Below are 19,315 nucleotides of genomic sequence, written 5' to 3' on the forward strand. Positions count from 1 at the left end.
ATCTTGCCTCACAGGTGCTGGCAAAACAAGTCGATTGTCCCGCCATGCCGCCCGGCCGATACTGGCTCGCAGCCGAACCGGCCGCCCCGAAGCCGGTGCGCAACGAGGAGACCCCCATGAAACTGCAGTTGAAGATCAACGGCAAGCGCCACGCCGTCGAGGCCGAACGCGACATGCCCCTGTTATGGGTGCTGCGCGATTACCTGGGTTATACCGGCACCAAGTTCGGCTGCGGTGCCGGCCTGTGCGGCGCCTGCACCGTGCATGTCGACGGCAAGGCGGTGCGCGCCTGCATCACGCCTGTCGGCAGCGTGGCGCGCGCCGACATTACTACCATCGAAGGATTGTCGGCCGACAATTCGCACCCGGTCCAGCGTGCGTGGATTGCCGAGCAGGTGCCGCAGTGCGGCTATTGCCAGTCGGGCATGATCATGGCTGCCTGCGCCTGGCTGAAGGACAATCCCTCGCCACGGCCGGAGGAGATCCGCGCCGGTATCACCAACCTGTGCCGCTGCGGCACCTATCCGCGTATCGAACGCGCCATCCTGCGCGCCGCCAACGCGCAGAACGCGGGCGACCCCAAGGGGAGGGCGTCATCGTGAGCCATCCCGACACAAGCCGCCGCCGTTTCCTGCAAGCCGCCGGCGCCATGCCGGCGGCGCTGGTGCTGGGTTTTCACCTGCCGCTGGCGAAGGCCGCCGATGCCGGCACGCCCGTGCGCGACCCGGACGACGTCAACGCCTGGCTGCGCATCGATACCGACGGCAGCGTCACCATCATGGTGCCGTCGGCCGAGCTGGGGCAGGGCGTGATGACCTCCGCCCCGATGCTGATCGCCGAAGAACTCGAGTGCGACTGGCGCCAGGTGCGTGCCGAGCTCGCGCCGACCGACCTGGTCTACAACAACCGCATGTTCAAGGTCCAGGCGACCGCCAGCAGCACCTCGGCGCGCTGGTCGTTCGAGCCGCTGCGCCGCATCGGCGCCACCGCGCGCGAGATGCTGCGCGAGGCCGCCGCACAAGGCTGGAGCGTGCCGGTCGCGCAGTGCCGCGCGGTGCACGGCGTGGTCCGGCATGAGCCCAGCGGGCGCGCGCTCGGCTACGGTGCGCTGGCCGCGCGCGCGTCCACGCTGCCGCGCCCGTCCAACGTGGCGCTGAAGGACCCACGCGACTGGAAGCTGCTGGGCCGCCCGACGGACCGGCTAGACATTCCGCTGAAGACGCGTGGCGCGGCGGTGTTCGGCGTCGACGTCAAGGTGCCGCGCATGCTGGTGGGTTCGGTGATGGCGTGCCCGGCCTTCGGCGGCACCCTGCGCCGGGTCGATGCCCGGCCAGCGCTGGCCGTGCGCGGCGTGCGGCGCGTGGTGCCGCTGGACGATGCCGTGGTGGTGCTGGCGGACAGCTACTGGACCGCACGCAAGGGCCTGGCCGCGCTGCATCCTGACTGGCACCTGCCGCAAGGCAAGCCGGCCAGCGACGCGGCGCTGATGGCCGGCTACCGCGATGCCGCGCGCAGCGCCTCGGCGATGGCGCTGCGCCACGGCGATCCTGACACGCAGATGCAGGGCGCACAGGCCTACACCGCCGAATACGAGGTGCCGTATCTCGCCCACGCCACCATGGAGCCGATGAACGCCACCGCCGACGTGCGCGCCGACCGCGCCGAGATCTGGGGCCCGACCCAGGTCTGCGGCGAGATCGCGCAGCGGCTCTCGGGCGTGCTGGGGCTGCCCGCCGACCGCATCGTCGTACATGGAACCTTCGTCGGCGGCGGCTTCGGCCGGCGCGAGGAGTTCGATGTCTTTGTCCAGGCCGCGCTGGCATCGAAGGCGGCGGGGCAGCCGGTCAAGCTGATCTGGTCGCGCGAGGAGGATATCCAGCACGACTTCTATCGGCCCGCGGCGGCGGCGCGCTTCAGCGCGGTGCTGGCCCCGGGCGCGGCCGGCATCCGCGCGCTGGATGCGCGCCTGGCTTGCTCGTCGATCTATGTCCGCAATTTCCCGGACCGGGTCAAGGGCGGGGTCGACCCGAAATCGGTCGAAGGGGTGGTGGACCTGCCCTACGCGCTGCCCCACGTGGCGGTGCGCCATGCGATGGTCAATACCGCCGTGCCGGTGGGCTTCTGGCGCGGTGTGGGCTATACGCAGAACACTTTCTTCGCCGAAAGCTTTATCGACGAACTGGCCCATCACGCCAAAGCCGATCCGCTGCAGTTCCGGATGAACCTGCTGGCCGACCGTCCGCGCCCGGCGCGCTTGCTGCAGCGGCTGGCGCAGCACGTCGGCTGGGGCAGCGCGCCGGCAGGGCGCTTCTACGGCGTAGCGCTGTCGCAGGCATGGGGCTCGCTGTGCGCGACGGTGGTGGAGCTGTCGGTGCAGGGCCAGCGCATTACGCTGCACCGCATCGTCAATGCCATCGACTGCGGCATCGTGATCAACCCGGCGACCGTCGAGCGCCAGCTCGAGGGCGCCAGCATCTGGGGCCTGAGCGCGGCCATGACGGGCGCGATCACCATTGCCGACGGCCGCGTGCAGCAATCCAACTTCCACGACTATCCGCTGTTGCGGCTGGCGCAGACGCCGCGCTTCGAGGCGGTGCTGGCGCCCAGTGGCGAGCGCATCGGCGGCGTGGGGGAATCGGCGGTGCCGACGCTGGCGCCGGCGCTGGCCAATGCCCTGTTTGCCGCGACCGGCCAGCGCCTGCGCTCGCTGCCGCTGGCGCGGCACGGGTTCGAGCTGGCGTAGCGGGGCGCAGGCACGTCCGCAAGTGATGCGGCTGTCACGATCGCGGGGGCGGCAGTGCCGCGGCGGGCACCGCGCTGTGTGTCATAGCACGCACGGCGCCCTACGCCCCGGGCGCGGTTCTTCCCTACACTGGAGCATGGCGCCTTGTCGCCGCCCAGGGGAACACACCTATGCCGCCCGAGCCTGTCCAAGCCAAGCCCGTGGCGCTGGCCTTGCAAGGCGGCGGCATGCACGGCGCGTTCACGTGGGGCGTGCTGGACCGCCTGCTGGAAGATGGCCGGCTGGTGGTCGAGGGGGTCAGCGCCACCAGCGCCGGCGCGATGAACGGCACGGTGCTGGCCTATGGCCTGATGCAGGGCGGCAGCGACGGCGCGCGCCAGGCCCTGCATGACTTCTGGCAGGCCATCGCGCACTCTGCGCAGCGCTTCAACCCGTTGCGCTGGCTGCCGTGGTTCAAGGGCAGCCATACGCTGGGGCTGAACCATTCTCCGCTGTACGCCATGGCCGACATCACGCTGCGGCTGCTGTCGCCGTACCAGTTCAACCCGGGCAATGCCAATCCGCTGCGCGACGTGCTGCTCGGCCAGGTGGATTTTGCGGCGCTGCGCGCGCATTGCCCGATCCGGCTGTACCTGTGCGCGACCAATATCGAGACCAGCCGCATCCGCATCTTCGCGCAGGAAGAGCTGAGCGTCGACGCGGTGCTGGCCTCGGCCTGCGTGCCAACGCTGTTCCAGGCGGTCAGCATCGACGGCCATCATTACTGGGACGGCGGCTATGTCGGCAATCCGGCGATCTTTCCGCTGATCTATCACTGCGAGACCCACGATGTCGTGATCGTCCACATCAACCCGATCGTGCGCCGCGGCGTGCCGACCACGGCGGCGGAGATCCTGAACCGGGTCAACGAGGTCAGCTTCAACTCGTCATTGATGCGCGAGATGCGTGCGATCGGCTTCGTCACCACGCTGATCCAGCAGGGCAAGATCGACCGCAACGAGATGAAGGAGATGTGGATCCATTCGATCCGCTCGGACGAGACCATGGCGGCGCTCGGGGTCTCGACCAAGTACAACGCCGACTGGAACTTCCTGTGCACGCTGCGCGACCAGGGCCGGCAGGCCGCCACGCTCTGGCTGGAGCGCAACTATGACTGCGTAGGCCAGCGCTCCAGCGTCGATATCACCGGGGAATTCCTGTAGGCGCCGGCTGGGCCAGCCGCCAGGCCAGATTGGCACGGGCCTGCGCCTCGTAGCGGGACCGGAACAGGTCGGTGGCATAGATGCGCGGACTGGCCAGCAGGCGCTGCAGGAAGGCGCGCTCGGCGGCGTCATAGGCGGCATCGTCCAGGTCGGTGCGCTCGGCGCGCAGGCGCGCGCCGTTGTCCTCGAAGCGCGCGCGGCTGTATCCGAGCGCGGCCAGGTCGATGTCGGCGGTGAAGCGCCCGGCCAGGCTGGCGGGCACGTCTGCGTGTGTGGTCTCCAGGATCAGTGCGGCCACGCGCGCGGCAGTGCCAACCGTGCCCGCCGACCAGTGCTGCAGCCACGCCGCACTGCGCGCTTCGTTGTCGGCGGCGCCGGGCACGTAGATGACGTCATGGCACCACAGCGCCAGTTCCACGTCGGCGGCATCCGGTATCGCGCTGCGCGCCCAGTCGAGGTCGCGCAGGCAGCGGCGCACATGGTCCAGGGTGTGGTAGTGCCGGGTCGGCTCGCCGTAGCAGCGCGCCAGGTCGGCATACGCGTCGGCCGCGCGGGTGCCGCCCGCCAGGGTCCAGAGCGCGACAAAGCGCTCTTGCAGCGGGTTGGCGGCGGCGGTGCTCATGCGCGCGCCGGGCCCGGGTCGCGGGCCGCGTCGTTGTTGGCAAGCTCGGCCAGCTCGGCAAGCAGGGCCCGCGCCTCCTGCCAGTCGGCGCCATCGGTGCCCTCGCTGAAGCTGCCGTGGACGCGCGCCAGCGCTTCGCGCGCGGCGTCGCCCTTGCCCTGGCGCTGCCACAGCCGAGCCAGGCTGAGCGCGGCCTGCAGTTCCAGCGGCCTGGCGCCCTGGCCGTGCGCGACCGCGAGCGCGCGCTGGTAGCAGACCTCGGCTTCGTGGCTCGCGGCGGCGCCGGCGTCGGGGGCGGCCAGCTGCAGCAGCAAGTCGCCGCGCAGCCGATAGACCGCGGCTTCATCGAGCCGCTCGCCGGTCTCTTCGATCATGGCCTGGGCGCGCGTCAGCACGTCCAGCGCGGCGGCGGGCTGGCCCGCCTTGCCGCAGGCCTCGGCCAGCATCGCCAGCAGGTTCGGCATGCCGAGTTCGCCGCCGGTTTTCTCGTAAGCGGCCAGGCCGCGTCGCATCTGCGCAATGCCTTCCTCGTGGCTGCCCTGTTCAGACAGCGCCCAGCCCTGCAGCACGGTGCCCCAGGCCAGGTAGATCGGGAAGCCCTGTTCGCAGGAAATCGCGATGGCGGCTTCGGCATATTCCCTGGCCTGCGCGGGATCGCGGCGCCAGCGGTACTGTTCCGCCGCGAACACCAGGCACAGCGCCAGGTTGTAGGCATCCGGGCGCGCGCGGGCCAGCGCCAGCGCCTCGCGGCTGCGCGCCAGCGCCTGGTCGGCCAAGCCCTGGTACCACAGGATCCAGGCCAGCGTGCTGGTGGCATGGACCATCGGGTCGCGGCCGTAGCCGGTCAGGAAGTCGTAGGCGGAATGCTCGGGGTGCGGCACGGCCAGCACGGCCTCCATATGCGCGCGCGCCTCTTCCAGCAGGCCCAGGCGGAACAGCGTGGCGCCCAGTGCGCGGTGGCCCTCGGCCAGCTGCTTGGGCTTCTGCGACTCGGTGGCCAAGGCAAGCAGGCGCCGCGCCAGCGGCAGCGACACCTGGTATTGGGCGCGCAGCTGGTAGAACGCCCACATGCCCAGCTGCGCCGAGAACACATAGGGCGTCTGCCGCCCTTGCTCGCACAGCGACATCGCGCGCCGGTAATTTGCCTCGACCTCGGGCGAGGCCTGGCCGCGCGCGGCGATCAACGCGGGCCCCAGCGTCAGCAACAGCGTCAGTTCCAGGCGCTCGCGCTCGCCGCTGTCGGGCTGGCGCTTGAGCAGGGCAATGGCCTCGCTCAGGTGCCGGATTGCTTCTTCCTGCGCCGAGCGCTGCAGCGCCTGCTGGCCGGCGCAGTGCAGGTACTCGACCGCCTTCGGCACATTGCCGCTGTGGCTGTAGTGGTGGGCCAGTTCGCTGCAGTAGTCCTTGAGCCGGCCGTGGAACATCGCCTCGATCGCCTGCGCCGAGCTTTCATGCAGGGCGCTGCGGCGCTCGGTCAGCAGCGAGCTGCCGGCCACCTCCTGGGTCAGCGCGTGCTTGAAGGCGTACTCCACCTCGGGGAAGGCGGGGCGTTCGTAGATAAAGTCGGCGCCCTGCAGGTCGCGCAGCAGCGGATGCAGGCGCTCTTCGGGCAGGCCGGTGACGCGCAGCACCAGGCCCAGCGGAAACTCCTTGCCGATCACGGCGAGGGTCTGCAGCAGCTCCTTCTGGGGCAGCGGCAGACGGTCGATGCGGGCGGCCAGCACGCCTTGCACGGTGGTAGGGATGTGCAGCAGCGCCGGCGCCTTCTCGATGCGGTAGCTGCCGGGCTGGCCCAGCAGCGCGCCTTCCTCGGCCAGGGTCTGGACCACTTCCTCCATGAAGAACGGATTGCCTTCGGTCTTGTCGAGGATCAGCCGCTTCAGCGGCGCCAGGCTGGGGTCGTCGCCGAGCAGCGCGGTCAGCAGCTCCTGCGCCTCGGCCTGTCCCAGCGGCTGCAGCCGCAGCTGCGAGTAATGAGCCCCGGCGTCCCAGCGGTGGCTGTACTCTGGCCGATAGTTCACCAGCAGCACGATGCGCGCGCCGGGCACGTGGTCGACCAGCATGTTGAGGAAGGCCTCGGTCTCGCCGTCCAGCCATTGCAGGTCCTCGAAGATAACTTCCAGCGGCTGGTTCTGGCTTTCGCGGACCAGCAGCCGTGCAATCGCGTCAAAGGTGCGCTGGCGCCGCAGGGCAGGGTCCATGGTCGGCAGCGCCGAGTCGGGCTCGACCACGCCGAGCAGGTAGAGCAGGTAGGGCAGGTGCTCTTCCAGCGAGCGGTCCAGCGTCAGCAGCCTGCCGGTCAGTTTCTCGCGGCAGGCACGGTCGCCGTCGTGCGCCGTGATCTGGAAATAGTTCCTCAGCATCTCGATCAGCGGCAGGTAGGCAAAGGCCTTGCCATGCGAGACCGAGAACGTCTCCAGCGCCAGGCAGCCTTGCTGCGACCTGACCTTGAATTCATGGAACAGCCGCGACTTGCCGACCCCGGCCTCGCCGACCACCGCGACGATGCGCCCGTTGCCGGCCTTGGCCTGCTCCAGCGCCGCGTTCAGGTGCGCCAGCTCGTCCTGGCGCCCGACAAAGCGCGCCAGGCCGCGGTGCGCGGCCACCTGCAGCCGCGTGCGCAAGGCTCCCGGGCCGATCACCTCGTACACCGCCAGCGGTTCGCGCACGCCCTTGACGCTGGTGGTGCCCAATGCCTTGAATTCGAAATAGCCTTCGGTCAGCTTGTGGGTCGACTCGCTCACCAGGATCGACGCCGGCGTGGCGATGCCCTCCATGCGGGAGGCGATATGGATGGTGTGCCCGACCGGATCGTAGTCGGTGTGCAGGTCGTCCTTGCGGATCGAGCGCACCACCACCTCGCCGGTATGGATGCCGATGCGGACCTGCAGCGGAATGCCTCGCTCCAGGCGCACGCGGTCGCTGTGCCGGTGCATCGCGTCCTGCATGCGCAGCGCCGCATACAGCGCGCGCAGCGCATGGTCCTCGTGGGCGATGGGCGCGCCGAACAGCGCCAGGATGCCGTCGCCGAGGAACTTGGCGACGTAGCCCTCGTAGTGGTGGACCGCTTCCATCATCAACGTCACCACGGGATCGATCAGCCGGCGTGCGTCCTCCGGGTCGAGGTCCTGGGTCAGCGCGGTGGAGCCGGCCATGTCGGCAAACAGCGCGGTGATGGTCTTGCGCTCGCCGGCGGTCTCGCCGCGGGCTTCCCTTGCCGCCTGCTCGGCCAGGATGCGCCCGGCCAGGTGCGGCGGGGTGTAGTGGACCGGCGCCGGACTTTCCGGGCGCGGCGCGGGCGCAGGCGCAGTCGTGGCGGGCACGTCGGGCAGGCCGACCCCGCAGACGCGGCAGAACCGCGCCGCCGCGGTGGCCTCGGCGCCGCATTGCGGGCATACGCGGGCAAGCCGCGCCCCGCACGCCTCACAGAAGTTGGCGCCAGCCAGATTGCCGAAGCCGCATTGGCTGCAGCGCATTTCGCCTCCCGGCCGTCGTTGCCAGCTTGACGGTACCTAAGGCTATTAGAGGCGGGATAGCGTGGGTGTCAAGGACGCCGCTGCGTGGCAACCAACGGAACGCGGCTTGCGTTGCCGCGCAGTACCGGTGCGGCTCACCCTGCCTGTGCCGCGGTGTGCGCGGTGGCCATCATGCTCGACTGCAGCAAGGTCTGGCGGAAGATTTCGACCAGCGGCCGCAGGTTGACCTTGTGCCAGGCAGCCCACAACGGGGTGCGGTAGTCGAGCCACGACAGTTCGTGCAGTACTACGCCGGCCGGTGCCTGGTGACGCAGGCTCTGCTGGATGGTGGTCACGCCCAGCCCCGCGGCCACGAGCCCCAACGCGGCCAGCGGCTCGGTCGCTTCCATGGTGATGGTGGGGGTAAAACCCGCCCTGGCGCAGGCCGCGATGAAGGCGTCGTGCCGCAGCGCGGTTTCCTGGTGCATCACGCCGATCCACTTCTGTGCGGCGAGGTCGGCCGGGGTGAGCGGCTCGGTCCCGGCCAGCGGGTGGCCCTCGGGCAGCGCCAGCAGCATCGGGTCGTTGAGTACCTGGGCGGCCTCGAGGTCCGGATCGTCCGGCAAGGGCGGCTCGCACACCAGCGCGATATCAAGGCTGCGCTGGCGCAGTCCTTCGAGCTGCGTTGCCGACTGCTGGTTGTAGAGCGCGATATGCACGGCAGGCCGGTCCTGGCGCAGCTCGCGCAGCGCGTTCGGCAGGATGCCGGAGTGCATCGCGTATTCGAGGTAGCCGATGCACAGGCCGCCTTCATCGCCGCGGCCAAGACGCCGGGCCAGCGATTCGAGCCGGGTGCCGTGGGTCAGGAAGGCCCGGGTCTCCGCCAGGAAGGTGCGGCCGTCGCGTGTGAGGCGTATGCGCTGCTGGGAGCGCTCGAACAGCACCAGCCCCAGCTTCTCTTCGAGCTGGGCGATCTGCCGGCTAAGTGGTGATTGAGAGATATGGAGTCGCTCGGCGGCGCGGCCGACGTGCTCTTCCTCGGCCACGGCGACGAAATAGTGAAGTTGACGGATATCCAGCATGTCCAGGCGTGGGTGATAGGTGAGGCTCAGACCTATAGGGTATCAAGTCTTTCAAATTCCGTCTTGGACAGACTTAACTGGCCACCCTAGACTGCCTTCACCCCAACTTACTTTGTGGAGCAGTCATGAGCATCAAGGACAAACTGGCCGGCAACGTACTCGGCTTTGGTACCGCCCCGCTGGGCAATATGTTCCGCGACATCCCGGAAGCCGAGGCGCAGGCCACGGTGGACGCGGCCTGGGCGCAAGGCGTGCGCTACTACGACACCGCGCCGTTCTACGGCGCGGGCCTGGCCGAAATCCGGCTGGGCGAGGCGCTGTCCCGGCACCCGCGCGACGAATACGTGCTTAGCACCAAGGTCGGCCGCCTGATCCTGGATGAAGTCGAGGACGCCAGCGCGCGGGCGCTGGGCGAGAAAAGTGGCCTGTTTGCCGCCGGCCGCCCGAACAAGATGGTCAACGACTACTCGGCGGACGCCACGTTGCGCTCGATCGAGGACAGCCTGAAGCGGATGAAGGCCGACCGCCTCGACATCGTCTGGGTCCACGACATCGCCCAGGACTTCTACGGCGACGAGTGGCTGGCCTATTTCGAGACGGCGCGCAAAGGCGCTTTCAAGGTGCTGACCCGGCTGCGCGAAGAGGGCGTGATCAAGGCGTGGGGCCTGGGCGTGAACCGCGTCGAGCCGATCGAACTGACGCTGGACCTGGCCGAAGCGCAGCCGGACGGCTTCCTGTTGGCGGGCCGCTATTCGCTGCTCGACCACGAGCGCGCGCTGCAGCGCCTGATGCCGAAGGCCGCGGAGCGCAAGACCGAGATCGTGGTTGGCGGCCCGTACAGCTCGGGCATCCTGGCCGGCGGCTCGCACTTCGAATACCAGAAGGCGCCGCCCGAGATCATCAGCAAGGTCGAGCGCATCAAGGCGGTCGCGCAACGCCACGGCGTCAGCATCAAGGCCGCCGCGCTGCAATTCGTGCTGGCCAATCCCGCGGTGGCCGCGGTGATCCCGGGCGCGAGCCGGCCGGAGCGCATCGCCGAGGACGTCGCCGCGCTGAACGAGAAGATTCCGGCCGATTTCTGGCGCGAGCTGCGCGCGCAGCACCTGGTCGCGGCAAACGCGCCGCTGCCTGGCGATCGCATCTGATCCTGTTTTGCATTCTGATTTCAGGGAGCCAACCATGGCACAAGCTTCTGCAACGATCACGCTGCCGGTGTCACCGGACCGCGTCTGGCAACTGATTGGCGGCTTCGATTCGCTGCCCGACTGGCTGCCGTATATCCCCAAGAGCGAACTGAGCGAGGGCGGCCGCGTGCGCAGCCTCGTCAATCCGGATGGCGACGCCATCGTCGAACGGCTCGAGGCCTTCGACCAGGGCGCGCGCAGCTACACCTACTCGATCCTGCGGGCGCCGTTTCCGGTCACCGGCTACCGCTCCACGCTGCGCGTGATCGGCATCGACGGCGACCAGGCCGCTCGCGTCGAGTGGTGCGGCCAGTTCACGCCCGCCGGCGTGAGCGACGACGAGGCATCGCGGCTGTTCGAGGGCATCTATCGCGATGGCTTGCAAGCGCTGCAAGCGACGCTGGCCGGAGCGGCGTCATGAAGCGCCTGCTTGCGCTAGGGATGGCGCTGGCGGCCATGGCTGGTGCGATCACGCAGGCCCACGCGGCCGCCGGCGTGCCGGGCGAGGGCCGCGTGCTGTTCCAGTACGGCGAGTAATGCGGGGGGTGGCGGTCTGAGGCGAATGTTGCGTCAGACCGCCGCCGTCACGATGATCTCCACCAGCAGCTCCGGCCGCGCCAGCCTGGCCTCGCAGGTGGCGCGCGTGGGGACCGCATCCTCGGGGATCCACGCTTCCCAGGCGGCATTCATGCCGGCGAAATCCTGCTCGATATCCTTGAGCCAGATCTGCGCGGACAGCAGCCGGCTGCGGTCGCTGCCGACGCTGGCGAGGTAGCCGTCGATCTTTTCCAGCACATCGCGCGTCTGCGCGCCGATATCGCCGGAAGCATCGGTGGCCGTGACGCCGGCCACGTAGACCACGCCGTTATGCACGACGAGTCGGGAAAGACGTTTGGTGGACTGGAAACGCTGGATATTGCTCATCCGTAAGACCTCGGGAAAAAAGTTGGAAAGGGAGCCGGCTGGAAGCTAGTCGCGCAGCGCGCCGGCCATGGCGCTGCGGGGTCGGTCGAAACGGTCGACGGCAAAGGCGTCGATCGGCAGGGCGGAGCGGCCCTCGGTGACAAGGTCGGCAACGATCTGTCCCACGATCGGCCCCAGTTCGAAGCCGTGCGCGGAGAAGCCGAAGGCATGCACCACGTCCGGTGCCGAGCGGCTCGGCCCGATCACCGGTATCTGGTCCGGCAGGAAGGCCTCGACCCCGGCCCAGGCGCGATTGATGCCCAGCGGACCCAGGTGCGGGAACAGCGCGGTCACGGTCTGCGCGCTGGTACCGAGCCTGAGCATGTCGACTTCGCCATGGCGGGCCCGGGCGTCCGCAGGGCAGCGCAGGCCGCCGCCGATCAGCACGGTGCCGTTGTCGAACTGCTTGAACGAGAGCGCGCGCCCGGTCGCGCCCAGCACCGGCCTGACGAATGGCGCCACGCGGTGGGTGATCATCAGCATCAGTCCGCCGGCCTCGACCGGCACCGGTTCGCCGAGCTGCGCGGCGAAGGTGCCGGCCCAGGCGCCGGCCGCGTTCACCAGCCGCGGCGCGCGGAACACGCCGCGCGGCGTGTGCACGTGCCAGCGGCCGCGCGCGTATTCCAGGCGTCCGGCGGGAGTGGCTTCATGGATGGCCGCGCCGGCCGCTTCGGCGGCGCGGCGGAACGCGGTGACGGCGCGGTAGGGCAGCGCATGGCCGTCGCGGCGTGCCCAGATCGCGCCGGTGACATGGGGGGCGATCGACGGGACCAGGGCGCGCACCGTGTGCGCGTCGACCAGCGTTTCGTGGGTAAAGCCCAGGGCTTCGAGCTGGGCCACGCGCCGGCGCAGCACCTCCAGCTCGGCGTCGGTCTCGGCCACCTTGAGCTGGCCGCTAGGGACGAAGCCGGCGTCGTCGCCGGTCAGGTCCGCCAGCCGGTGCCACAGTTCCAGCGAGGCCAGCGCCAGTGGAATCTCGGCCATGTGGCGCCCCAGCGTGCGCACGCCGCCGGCATTGACCCCCGACGCGTGCCGGCCGCAATAGTCGGCTTCGAGCAGCGTCACGCGCAAGCCCTTGCGCGCGAGCTGCAGCGCGCTCGAGGTGCCCTGCAGCCCGCCGCCGATGACGATCACGTCGGCATCGGCCCCGCTGCCGTGGCGCGCGTCAGCCTTCATTGGCCAGTTCTCCGAGCGTCACGGGCTTGATCGGCGGACGAATGCGGTAGTAGCCGACCTGCTGCGGCGGCACGCCGCGCGCGTCGGCGATGACCTCGGTGACCGTCAGGCCGCACTGGCGCCCCTGGCACGGCCCCATGCCGCAGCGGCCGAACGACTTGGCCTGGTTGGGCCCGCTGCAGCCCAGCGCGACGAAGCCGCGGATGGCGCCGGCGGTCACTTCCTCGCAGCGGCAGACCACCACGTCGTCCGCCGGCACGCGGTTGGCCGGCTTGGGGCGGTACAGCGCGTCGAGGAAGGGCCGGATGCTCAGGTGCGAGCGCAGCGCGGCGCGCAGCGGCGCAGCCTGGCGGTCGCGTTGCGCGGCGTCGAGCCGGCCGACGTTATGGGCCGCCGCCAGGCCGGCCAGCTCGCCCTGCAGCGCGGCCGCAACCGCGCCGCCGATGCCGCGGCCATCGCCGGCAACGAAGATGCCCGGCAGGTCGAGCGCGCCCCAGTCGTCGACCACCGGCTGCCAGCACAGCTGCGTGTCGTCCCAGCGGTGCGCCGCGCGCAGTGCCCAGCTGAACTGGGTATTGGGCACAACGCCCTGGTGCAGCAGCACGGCGTGGGTGGCAATGCGGTGCGACTGCCCGCGGCTGTTGAAGCGCAGCGCCCGCACCGCCTCGTCGCCCTCGACCGCCAGGTCCGTGGCGCCCTTGTAGAACGGCACGCCGCCACGCTTCAGCGCACGCATCAGCGCCAGGCCCTTCTTCAGGTAGCGCCAGCCCGCCAGCGCCCCGCCCAAGTGGGCCAGCGCACGCTGGTAGTCGGCGCCGTCGGTGGTGTCGACGATGGCGCGGATCGGCACGCCGGCGCGCACGTATTGCCAGCCGAGCAGGTAGAGCAGGGGCCCGCAGCCGGCCAGCACCACCGGTTCGGCCGGCACCACGTCGGCGCTCTTGAGCAGGATCTGCGCGGCGCCGGCGGTCAGCACGCCGGGCAGCGTCCATCCCGGGATCGGGAACGGGCGCTCCATGGCCCCGGTGCAGAGAATCACCTGGCGCGCCTGCAGGCTGGCGACACGGCCCTGGCGCAGGTAGTGCACGGTGTGCTCGCGCGTGACCTGCCACACCGCCGCGCCGGTGATGTGCTGCGCGCCGCTGGCGGCGAAGCGGTCGGCCAGCGCGCGGCCGGCGGCGTAGTCGGGGCCGAGGATGCGCAGGCGTTCCGGTGGCGCGCTCTGGATGGCGCGGTAGATCTGGCCGCCGCAGGCTTCCTGCTCGTCCAGCAGGGCCACGCGCGCGCCGCTGGCGGCGGCGGCTACCGCCGCTGCCATGCCGGCCGGGCCGGCGCCGATGATGGCGATGTCGACGTCATGCTCAGCCATGGGCCACCTGCGCAGCGTGGCCAGCCTCTGCCGGCGCGGGCAATGGCAGGGTGCGGGCGCCGTCCTGCGTGTGCACGCGCATGCCTTCGCGCACCGTCACCAGGCAGCTTTGCCGGCTCGGCTGTCCATCGATCTCCATCAGGCATTCGAAGCAGGCGCCCATCATGCAATACGGCGCGCGCGGCTCGCCGCTGACAGGCGAATTGCGGAAGCGGGTCACGCCGCTGGCCAGCAGCGCCGCGGCAACGCTGCAGCCGGCAGGCACCCGCAGCGGCGCGCCGTTGAATTCGATGGTGACGGTGTCGGCGCCGCCATGGGCTGCGGACGCGGCAATCCGTTTGAACAGGCGATCAGTGGGCATGGTGGAAGGTCTGGTTAGAGTTCAGGAAGCGGTCGCCGGTGAATACGTCGATCCCCTGTGGCCGTTCGCCGCCGGCCACCCACGGGGCGACGCGCAGCGCATGCGCGGCGGCAAGCGTGACGCCGCTATGGCAGGTGGTGACGAAGGCGCCGGGGCAGGTCGGGCTTTCCTGGTAGATCGGGTAGCCGTCCGGGCTCATCACGCGCAGCGCGCCCCAGGCGCGCACCAGCTTCAGGCCGGCCAGCGCGGGGAAACTGCGCACGCCGCGGCGCGCAATGTCGGCGAGCACGCCGGCGGTGGTGCCGTCGTCGAAGCCGACGTCCTCCATCGAGTCGCCCAGCTGGATCGTGCCTTCGTCGGTCTGGCGCACATAGGTGGTGGGGAAGTCGAGGAAGTGGCTGGCGCGCTCACCGATCAGCACCTGGCCACGGTTCGGTGCCACCGGCGCATGCAGGCCGACCTGCGCGGCAAGCCTGCGGTTGCCGAGGCCGGCGGCCAGCACCACGCGCGGCGCGGCAAAGCGCGCGTGGCCGCCTTCCCCCGCATTGACCGTAAAGCCGCCCGCTTCTGGCGTGATCGATTGCGCGCCATGCCCGCCGACGATGCGCACGCCACGCCGCTGGCAGGCGGCATGCAGCGCGCGCAGCAGCTTGAGCGGGTTGGTGTGCCCGTCCATCGGCGTATAGCTGGCGCCGACCACGGCCGGGCCCACGCCGGGCAGCCGTTGCGCGAGTTCGCGCTGGCCCAGCATCTCGAACGGATAGTCGCCCTGCAGCGCGTCCTGGATGCTCTGCAGGCGCTGGCGGCGCTCATCCATGTCCGCCTCGGAAAAGCACAGGTGGAAGCCACCAGGCTGGCGCAGGCACACGTCGATGCCGGTCTCGTCGCGCAGCGCATCGCGCAGCTGCGGCCACAGCCGCGCCGAGCCCAGCGTCCAGCGCGCGTAGGGCGCCATGCCCAGGCCCTTGCCCTGGACCCAGACCAGGCCAAAGTTGCCGCGCGACGCGCGCAGGGCGTCGTCGCCTTCGTCCAGCACGGTGACGCGCAGGCCTTGCCCGGCGGCGCCGTAGGCGATGGCGGTGCCGACCAGGCCGCCGCCAATCACGATCAGATCGGATGTGTTCATGTCAGTCGAAGTTCAGTTCTTGCCGATCAGCACGCGGTCGAGCCCGACGATGCGGTCCAGCAGCACCATCAGCACCAGGGTGCCGATGATCAGCACCGTGGACACCGAAGCCACCAGCGGATCGATGGTCTGGGCGATCTGGTTGTACATCGCCACCGGCAGCGTGGTGGTGCCCGGCGTGGCGACGAAGACGGTCATGGTCAGCTCGTCGAAGCTCTGGATGAACGACAGCATCCAGCCGCCCACCACGCCGGGCAGGATCAGCGGCAGCACCACGCGGCGGAATGCCGTGAAGCGGCTGGCGCCCAGCGACAGCGCGGCGCGCTCGGCATCGCGGTCCAGCCCGGTGGCGGCGGCCAGCACCAGGCGCAGCGCGTAGGGCATGACCACCACCACGTGGGTCAGCGCAAGCCAGAAGAACGAGCCGGTCACGCCCAGCGTGGTGAAGAAGCGCAGGAAGGCCACCCCCAGCACCACGTGCGGGATCATCAGCGGCGACAGGAAGAAGGCCATCAGTGCGCCGCGGCCCGGGAAGCGATGGCGGATCAGCGCCAGCGCCGCGGGCACCGCCAGCGCCACCGCGATGGTGGCGCTGACCAGGCCCAGCGTCAGCGACAGCCAGATCGCATCGACGAGCTCGTGCGCATCGGCAATGGCGCGGAACCAGCGCAGCGACAGGCCGTCGCTGGGCATCGAGATATAGCCCTTGCCGGTGAAGGACACGGCAACCACCACCAGCAGCGGCGCCACCATGAAGGCGATGAAGAGGGCGTGGTACAGCAGGGAAAGGGGACCGTTCTTGCGCATGGCATCAGCTCCTCAGGCTTCGAAGACCTGGCGGAAGCGGCGCTCCACCAGCCGGTTGCAGCCGACGATGACGATCACGTTGGCGATCAGCAGCAGCACCGCGATGGCGGCGCCGAGCGGCCAGTTCAGCGTGTTCAGGAATTCGTCGTAGGCGGCGGTGGCCACCACCTTGAGGCGGCGCCCGCCGAGGATGGCCGGGGTGGCGAAGGCCGAGGCCGACAGCGCGAACACGATGATGCTGCCCGACAGGATGCCCGGCAGGATCTGCGGCAGGATCACGCGGCGGAACACCGTGAAGGGCGAGGCGCCGAAGGCCTGGCCGGCCTGCTCGACCTGCGGATCCAGCTTCTGCAGCGACGCCCATACCGAGATCACCATGAACGGCATCATCACGTGCGTCAGCGCGATGATCACACCGGTCTGCGTAAACACAAGCTTCACCGGCGCATCGACCAGGCCCAGCCACTGCAGGGTTTCGTTGATCAGGCCGTTGTTGCCCATCAGGATGGCCCAGCCCAGCGTGCGCACCACCACCGAGATCAGCAGCGGCCCGAGGATCACGATCAGGAAGAGGCCGCGCCACGGGCTGCGCATGCGCGACAGGATCAGGGTCTCGGGCACGCCGAACACCACCGCGAGCACCGTCACCGCCAGTGCCATGCCGGCGGTGCGCAGGAAGATCTCGTGGTAATAGCTGTCGCCGAGGATCTCGAGATAGTTGGCGGCGGTCATTGCCGGCAGCACGCCGCGGGTGCCGTCGAAGGCGTGCAGCGACAGCAGGCCCGTGAGCAGCAGCGGCACCAGCAGCATCGCGCAGAACAGCAGCAGCGCGGGCCCTGACAGCAGCCACGGGGCGGCGCCGGCGAACGGCCTGCCCGGCGCGCGCGCCGCCATCGCGTGCGCGCCTGCAAGGTTGGGAGTGGCAGTATCAGGCATGGCGCGCCTCCGTCGCGGTTTCGCAGGCCAGCACCCGCAAGTCCTGGTCGTGCCACAGCACGCTGACCGCTGCGCCCTCGGCCGGCGGGGTCTCGCCCAGGTTGGGCTGGCTTACGCGCAGCCGGCCCAGCGCGCTGTCGACCTCCAGCATCCAGTGGTTGCCGAGGAACAGCCGCGTATGCACCGTGCCGGGGATGCCGCCGTCGCCGCACTGGCCGAGCCGGATCTTCTCGGGGCGCACGTAGACCTGCACCTCGCGCCCGACCTGGCGGCCTTCATGCGGCACGTACGCCAGCGTGTCGCCCAGGCGCACTTCGCAGCAGCGCGCGTTGGTCTTCTCGACCACGCCGGCGAGGCTGTTGGTCTTGCCCAGGAAACCCGAGGCAAACGCCGATTGCGGTCGCTCGTAGGCTTCGAACGGCGTCGCCAGCTGGACGATGCGGCCGCCATGCATCACCGCGATGCGGTCGCTCATGGTCATGGCCTCGACCTGGTCGTGCGTGACCAGGATGGTGGTGATGCCGAGCTGGCGCTGGATCGCGCGCAGCTCGATATGCATGTCCTCGCGCAGCTTGGCATCGAGGTTGGACATTGGCTCGTCGAGCAGCAGCACCTCCGGCCGGATCGCCAGCGCGCGCGCAATCGCCACGCGCTGGCGCTGGCCGCCCGACAGCTCCTTCGGATAGCGCTTGCCGAGGCCGCCCAGGCGCACCAGCTCGAGCGCCTCGTCGATGCGGCGGCCGCGCTCGGCCGCGGCCACGCCGCGCATCTCCAGGCCGAAGCCGATATTGCCGGCCACGGTCATGTGCGGAAACAGCGCGTAGCTCTGGAACACCACGCCCATGCCGCGTTTTTCGGGGCGCAGCGCGGTGATGTCGCGCCCGTCGAGCACGATGCGGCCGCGCGTGGGTTCGACGAAGCCGGCGATCATTTGCAGCGTGGTGGTCTTGCCGCAGCCGGACGGGCCGAGCAGCGACAGGAATTCGCCGCGCTCGACATCGAGGCTCAGGTGTTCAACGGCATGGAAGCTGCCGAAGGCCTTCGCGAGGCCGCTCAGTGTGAGGAAGCTCATGGTTTTGCGGGGGCTGTCCTGGTGGCTATCGTGGGGCGATGGTGGGGCGATGGTGGCGCCGGCTCAGCGCTCGACCGTGCGGTTCCAGCGGTTGGTCCACTCGGCACGCTTCTCGTTGACCACGGTCCAGTTGGTCGGCAGCAGCGTGTCGATCTGGGCCTTGCCGTACGGCACCTTGGCGGCTACCTTCGGTTCGAGCTTGACCTTGGCATTGACAGGCCCCCAGCCCTGGCTGTCGGCCAGCACGGTCTGCACCTCGGGCGTGAGCAGGTACTGGATAAAGGCCTGCGAGGCCTCGGCCACATCGCTCTGCACCACCGGGCACGCGGCGGTCAGCAGCGCCGGGGCGCCTTCCTTCGGATAGACGAATTCCACCGGGAAGCCGGTGTCCTTCAGACTTTGTGCGCGGCCGCTGCCCCACACCGCCAGCGTGACATCGCCGTTCTGGAACAGCTCGGTCATCTTGCCCGGCGACGGCTCCCAGGCCAGCACGTTGGGGCCGACCTCGCGCGTCAGCGCGGCGAAGCCAGGCTCGACATTCTGGTCGCCGCCCTTGCGCAGCTTGGCGAACATGATCAGCGTCTGCAGGCCGTAGGTATTGCTGATCGGCGGGATCGCGACCTTCTGGCGGAATTTCTTGTCGGCCAGCACCTCCCACGAATCCGGTTTCGGCAGGCCGGCCTTGCGGAACGCCTCGGTGTTGTAGACCAGGCCCGTCGCCACCACGCCGATGCCGGTGGCCTTGTTGTCGCCCAGCTTCGCCAGCGGGTAGAGGTCCTTGTAGACCGGCGCGTCCTTGACGGCATCGCAGAAGCCCAGCTGCAGCGCCTGGTACATCGGGCCGTCGTCGAGCAGCACCACGTCGAGTTCCTGGCGCGCCTTCTGCGCCTGCAGCTTGGCCAGCGTGTCGGTGGAATTGCCGGCGACATAGACCACCTTGACCTTATGCCGGGTCTCGAAGGCCGGGATGATCTTTTCCTTGAACACCTTTTCGGTCGAGCCGCCGTACGAGCCGACGTAGAGGGTCGGCTGCTGGGCCAGCGCGGCCGAAGTGCCGCACAACGCGACCACGGCCGCGGCGAGAACTTGCTGTTTCATGCTTTCCTCCCTGTTATGCACCGTCAACTTGCCATCGATCCCCAAAACCATGCAGGCGGGTTATCGTTGCACCGCAACGAAGAACGTCCGGTAATACGCGGTGTCGGGATAGATTAGGA

Annotated in this window: 17 protein-coding genes; 5 read left to right on the plus strand and 12 right to left on the minus strand. The window is 69.7% G+C overall.

What is annotated here, in order from left to right; genetic code table 11:
* Positions 1 to 116 precede the first annotated feature (116 nt).
* The 3 genes from C7416_RS04855 (at position 117) to C7416_RS04865 (ending at position 3,945) form a co-directional block, all read left to right on the plus strand.
* Positions 117 to 602, plus strand: a complete 486-nt coding sequence (locus C7416_RS04855) for a (2Fe-2S)-binding protein (RefSeq protein WP_111517356.1) — start codon at positions 117 to 119, stop codon at positions 600 to 602.
* On the plus strand, positions 599 to 2,743 hold the full coding sequence (locus C7416_RS04860) for a xanthine dehydrogenase family protein molybdopterin-binding subunit (protein WP_111517357.1): 2,145 nt from the start codon (positions 599 to 601) through the stop codon (positions 2,741 to 2,743). The genes C7416_RS04855 and C7416_RS04860 overlap by 4 nt, the downstream gene beginning before the upstream one ends.
* Positions 2,744 to 2,913: 170 nt before the next feature.
* Positions 2,914 to 3,945, plus strand: coding sequence for a patatin-like phospholipase family protein (locus C7416_RS04865; RefSeq protein WP_111517358.1), 1,032 nt, complete (start codon positions 2,914 to 2,916; stop codon positions 3,943 to 3,945).
* On the opposite strand, the gene C7416_RS04870 is transcribed toward C7416_RS04865, so the two are convergent.
* From C7416_RS04870 to C7416_RS04880, 3 genes are all read right to left on the minus strand, one after another.
* Positions 3,926 to 4,567 carry an HD domain-containing protein gene (locus C7416_RS04870; protein WP_111517359.1) on the minus strand — a complete coding sequence of 214 codons (642 nt, stop codon included), beginning with the start codon at positions 4,565 to 4,567 and terminating at the stop codon, positions 3,926 to 3,928. The genes C7416_RS04865 and C7416_RS04870 overlap by 20 nt on opposite strands.
* Positions 4,564 to 8,043 (minus strand): adenylate/guanylate cyclase domain-containing protein, encoded by a 3,480-nt coding sequence (locus C7416_RS04875; protein ID WP_111517360.1) that lies wholly within the window; start codon positions 8,041 to 8,043, stop codon positions 4,564 to 4,566. The genes C7416_RS04870 and C7416_RS04875 overlap by 4 nt, the downstream gene beginning before the upstream one ends.
* A 134-nt stretch (positions 8,044 to 8,177) precedes the next feature.
* Positions 8,178 to 9,104, minus strand: a complete 927-nt coding sequence (locus tag C7416_RS04880) for a LysR family transcriptional regulator (protein WP_111517361.1) — start codon at positions 9,102 to 9,104, stop codon at positions 8,178 to 8,180.
* A 125-nt stretch (positions 9,105 to 9,229) separates the two neighbouring features.
* Here C7416_RS04880 and C7416_RS04885 point away from each other — a divergent pair, with 125 nt between their 5' ends.
* Positions 9,230 to 10,249, plus strand: a complete 1,020-nt coding sequence (locus C7416_RS04885; RefSeq protein WP_111517362.1) for an aldo/keto reductase — start codon at positions 9,230 to 9,232, stop codon at positions 10,247 to 10,249.
* A 34-nt stretch (positions 10,250 to 10,283) separates the two neighbouring features.
* Entirely contained in the window at positions 10,284 to 10,709 is a 426-nt protein-coding gene (locus C7416_RS04890) for an SRPBCC family protein (protein ID WP_111517363.1), read from the plus strand.
* A 149-nt stretch (positions 10,710 to 10,858) separates the two neighbouring features.
* Here the strand turns inward: C7416_RS04890 and C7416_RS04895 are convergent, their stop codons facing one another.
* The 9 genes from C7416_RS04895 to C7416_RS04935 all read right to left on the minus strand — a co-directional run bounded on the left by C7416_RS04895 (position 10,859) and on the right by C7416_RS04935 (position 19,196).
* Positions 10,859 to 11,212 (minus strand): RidA family protein, encoded by a 354-nt coding sequence (locus tag C7416_RS04895; protein WP_111517364.1) that lies wholly within the window; start codon positions 11,210 to 11,212, stop codon positions 10,859 to 10,861.
* Positions 11,213 to 11,257: 45 nt separating this feature from the next.
* Complete coding sequence (locus C7416_RS04900) at positions 11,258 to 12,427, minus strand: NAD(P)/FAD-dependent oxidoreductase (protein WP_111517365.1); 1,170 nt, start codon at positions 12,425 to 12,427, stop codon at positions 11,258 to 11,260.
* Positions 12,417 to 13,796, minus strand: a complete 1,380-nt coding sequence (locus tag C7416_RS04905) for an FAD/NAD(P)-dependent oxidoreductase (RefSeq protein ID WP_111517366.1) — start codon at positions 13,794 to 13,796, stop codon at positions 12,417 to 12,419. Before C7416_RS04905 ends, C7416_RS04900 begins: the two co-directional genes overlap by 11 nt.
* Complete coding sequence (locus tag C7416_RS04910; RefSeq protein ID WP_111517367.1) at positions 13,789 to 14,157, minus strand: (2Fe-2S)-binding protein; 369 nt, start codon at positions 14,155 to 14,157, stop codon at positions 13,789 to 13,791. The genes C7416_RS04905 and C7416_RS04910 overlap by 8 nt, the downstream gene beginning before the upstream one ends.
* Positions 14,147 to 15,283, minus strand: coding sequence for an NAD(P)/FAD-dependent oxidoreductase (locus tag C7416_RS04915; RefSeq protein WP_111517368.1), 1,137 nt, complete (start codon positions 15,281 to 15,283; stop codon positions 14,147 to 14,149). Before C7416_RS04915 ends, C7416_RS04910 begins: the two co-directional genes overlap by 11 nt.
* Before the next feature lie 12 nt (positions 15,284 to 15,295).
* Entirely contained in the window at positions 15,296 to 16,090 is a 795-nt protein-coding gene (locus C7416_RS04920; protein ID WP_111517369.1) for an ABC transporter permease, read from the minus strand.
* A gap of 12 nt (positions 16,091 to 16,102) precedes the next feature.
* A complete protein-coding gene (locus C7416_RS04925) occupies positions 16,103 to 16,984 on the minus strand; it encodes an ABC transporter permease (protein WP_181461153.1) in 882 nt (293 codons plus the stop codon).
* Between the two features lie 34 nt (positions 16,985 to 17,018).
* The gene (locus C7416_RS04930; protein WP_111517371.1) at positions 17,019 to 18,098 is read right to left on the minus strand and encodes an ABC transporter ATP-binding protein; all 1,080 of its coding nucleotides are present in this window, start codon (positions 18,096 to 18,098) and stop codon (positions 17,019 to 17,021) included.
* A 63-nt stretch (positions 18,099 to 18,161) separates the two neighbouring features.
* Positions 18,162 to 19,196, minus strand: coding sequence for an ABC transporter substrate-binding protein (locus C7416_RS04935; RefSeq protein WP_111517372.1), 1,035 nt, complete (start codon positions 19,194 to 19,196; stop codon positions 18,162 to 18,164).
* Between the last annotated feature and the right edge of the window lie 119 nt (positions 19,197 to 19,315).

Source organism: Cupriavidus phytorum (assembly GCF_003254285.1).
GTDB lineage: Bacteria > Pseudomonadota > Gammaproteobacteria > Burkholderiales > Burkholderiaceae > Cupriavidus > Cupriavidus phytorum.

What these genes read in the sequence shown, in the direction of transcription:
- C7416_RS04870 (WP_111517359.1), bottom strand. Translation starts at nt 4,567, where the DNA reads ATGAGCACCGCCGCCGCCAACCCGCTGCAAGAGCGCTTTGTCGCGCTC.
- C7416_RS04920 (WP_111517369.1), bottom strand. Translation starts at nt 16,090, where the DNA reads ATGCGCAAGAACGGTCCCCTTTCCCTGCTGTACCACGCCCTCTTCATC.
- C7416_RS04890 (WP_111517363.1), top strand. Translation starts at nt 10,284, where the DNA reads ATGGCACAAGCTTCTGCAACGATCACGCTGCCGGTGTCACCGGACCGC.
- C7416_RS04865 (WP_111517358.1), top strand. Translation starts at nt 2,914, where the DNA reads ATGCCGCCCGAGCCTGTCCAAGCCAAGCCCGTGGCGCTGGCCTTGCAA.
- C7416_RS04935 (WP_111517372.1), bottom strand. Translation starts at nt 19,196, where the DNA reads ATGAAACAGCAAGTTCTCGCCGCGGCCGTGGTCGCGTTGTGCGGCACT.
- C7416_RS04925 (WP_181461153.1), bottom strand. Translation starts at nt 16,984, where the DNA reads ATGGCGGCGCGCGCGCCGGGCAGGCCGTTCGCCGGCGCCGCCCCGTGG.
- C7416_RS04855 (WP_111517356.1), top strand. Translation starts at nt 117, where the DNA reads ATGAAACTGCAGTTGAAGATCAACGGCAAGCGCCACGCCGTCGAGGCC.
- C7416_RS04875 (WP_111517360.1), bottom strand. Translation starts at nt 8,043, where the DNA reads ATGCGCTGCAGCCAATGCGGCTTCGGCAATCTGGCTGGCGCCAACTTC.
- C7416_RS04915 (WP_111517368.1), bottom strand. Translation starts at nt 15,283, where the DNA reads ATGAACACATCCGATCTGATCGTGATTGGCGGCGGCCTGGTCGGCACC.
- C7416_RS04910 (WP_111517367.1), bottom strand. Translation starts at nt 14,157, where the DNA reads ATGCCCACTGATCGCCTGTTCAAACGGATTGCCGCGTCCGCAGCCCAT.
- C7416_RS04905 (WP_111517366.1), bottom strand. Translation starts at nt 13,796, where the DNA reads ATGGCTGAGCATGACGTCGACATCGCCATCATCGGCGCCGGCCCGGCC.
- C7416_RS04880 (WP_111517361.1), bottom strand. Translation starts at nt 9,104, where the DNA reads ATGCTGGATATCCGTCAACTTCACTATTTCGTCGCCGTGGCCGAGGAA.
- C7416_RS04930 (WP_111517371.1), bottom strand. Translation starts at nt 18,098, where the DNA reads ATGAGCTTCCTCACACTGAGCGGCCTCGCGAAGGCCTTCGGCAGCTTC.
- C7416_RS04895 (WP_111517364.1), bottom strand. Translation starts at nt 11,212, where the DNA reads ATGAGCAATATCCAGCGTTTCCAGTCCACCAAACGTCTTTCCCGACTC.
- C7416_RS04900 (WP_111517365.1), bottom strand. Translation starts at nt 12,427, where the DNA reads ATGAAGGCTGACGCGCGCCACGGCAGCGGGGCCGATGCCGACGTGATC.
- C7416_RS04885 (WP_111517362.1), top strand. Translation starts at nt 9,230, where the DNA reads ATGAGCATCAAGGACAAACTGGCCGGCAACGTACTCGGCTTTGGTACC.